The sequence below is a fragment of the Carboxylicivirga caseinilyticus genome (genome assembly GCF_050589785.1).
Taxonomy (GTDB): domain Bacteria; phylum Bacteroidota; class Bacteroidia; order Bacteroidales; family Marinilabiliaceae; genus Carboxylicivirga; species Carboxylicivirga caseinilyticus.
On sequence record NZ_JBNGOX010000094.1, the window covers coordinates 1 to 1,832 of the forward strand.

A 1,832-nucleotide genomic window follows, 5' to 3' on the forward strand; every position below is an offset into this window, starting at 1 on the left:
TTCAATTCAAATCGTCACGCTATTAAAAATCGCTACAAGTACGACTAACAAAGAATTTCAAAGATCGTTTTTTAATCTTAATCGCCCACTAGTGTAATATTAAATTAGTTCAAGGAATAGATGAACCGTTAGATAAAACTGTTGCACAGACAATTAAATCTATGCCGAATTGGGATCCAGGAATTGATAATGGGAAAGTGGTTCGGACTAAAATTGCAACTCCTATTTCGATTCGTTGGCTATATGGAAGAATTCGAATTGAAAATGAATAAATAACAGGCTACAACCCGCCGGAAATAAAGCATGGCTCGGTCAGCTCGTCCTGACGCCTTAGTCTACCGTCTTAGTCCCCCTAGCGGGTGACACGACATCACGACTAATGCGCCACGAATTCATGCTGAAACTGCTGTTTTAAAAAAAGGTTATGACATGCAATTTGAGTATATTTGTGTTTAAATAGTTAGATTAAATGAGAATAACTGAAAGAAAATATTTAGACACATATAAGAAGTTAATTGGAAATGAAATCTCTAATTTGATTAGTGCATTTGATTTTTCTGAAAATCGTGGTGGATTTGAATATTTAACTAAATCTTCTGCTGTATACTCTTCAAATATTGAGGGGAACAGTATTGATTTAAATTCTTACATGAATTATGAAATGAATAAAGATAAATTCAAAGTAGGAAAAGAAATCGAAGAAATAGAGGATCTTGTCGAAGCATACGAATTTGCACAAAACAACAAGCTGAACGAGAAAAACTTATTGAATTGTCATAAAATATTTTCAGACACTTTATTAATTAGGAGTAAAAGAGGTAAATATAGAATTGAGCAAGTTGGTGTTTTTGGAAAATCAGGATTAGCATATATGGCAGTAGAGCCTGAATTTGTAGAAAAAGAAATGAAATCACTTTTTCAAGGTATAAATGAGCTAATTGAATCAGACCTTGATGAAATTGAAGTATTCTATTTTGCCTCACTAATTCATTTAAGATTCGCACACATCCACCCATTTAGAGACGGAAATGGAAGAGCTGCAAGGCTTTTAGAAAAATGGTTTGTTTCAGAAAAATTAGGACGTCAATTTTGGAAAATGCCATCCGAGGAATATTATAAAAAGAACCAATCAAAATATTATGAGACTATTAGCCTAGGAGTTAATTTTTATGAGTTAAATTATGACAGATGTATTGGCTTCTTAGAAATGCTACCAAATTGCCTTAAATAAAGCACGAAATCCCAACAAGCCGAAAATAAAGCATGGCTTGGTTTGCTCGTCCTGACGCATTTATGGGCAAGTGCTAAGAAACAGAACTATAGATCAATAACCTAGTGAAAAAGAATTTCAAAATAATAAATCCTCTAGAGTCAATTGATTATATTCATTACACATTAGCATTTATAGTTGGTGAAAAAATAGGATACTTTAAGGAGAAAGAATTTATAGTAAGCGCATTATTTGGGATGTTGCAACTAATGAATATTGTAACTATTGTTTTATTTATATGGAGACCTTTACCAAGCACACTAAAGAGTTATGATATTCAAATTGAAAGTGTTGCATATATTTTGATTGTTCTTTTAAATATAATTCGATATAAAAATAAATACACAGAATTATCACACAAGTGGCATAATGACAAGAATATAGCATTGACATTAAAAAGATCAGCAGTGATTCTATACTTAATAATGACATATGTTTTACTTATATATTCAATAACTAATATCTAAATAGGCGATTTCAGAAGTAATACTTAAAAAGGAAAATATATGAGGTTAATCTTTACCGATTAGCCTCTTTGTTTTTCATAATAATATATTGATTC

General features: G+C 31.2%; 2 protein-coding genes. Both read left to right on the forward strand.

The genetic code is table 11. The annotated features are described in order from the left end of the window. The first annotated feature begins 469 nt into the window (after nucleotides 1-469). Entirely contained in the window at nucleotides 470-1,231 is a 762-nt protein-coding gene (locus ACRD62_RS22325) for a Fic family protein (RefSeq protein WP_430822299.1), read from the forward strand. Nucleotides 1,232-1,335: 104 nt separating this feature from the next. Further along, nucleotides 1,336-1,737: a hypothetical protein gene (locus ACRD62_RS22330; protein WP_430822300.1), complete on the forward strand. Its 402-nt coding sequence runs from the start codon at nucleotides 1,336-1,338 to the stop codon at nucleotides 1,735-1,737. Nucleotides 1,738-1,832 lie beyond the last annotated feature (95 nt).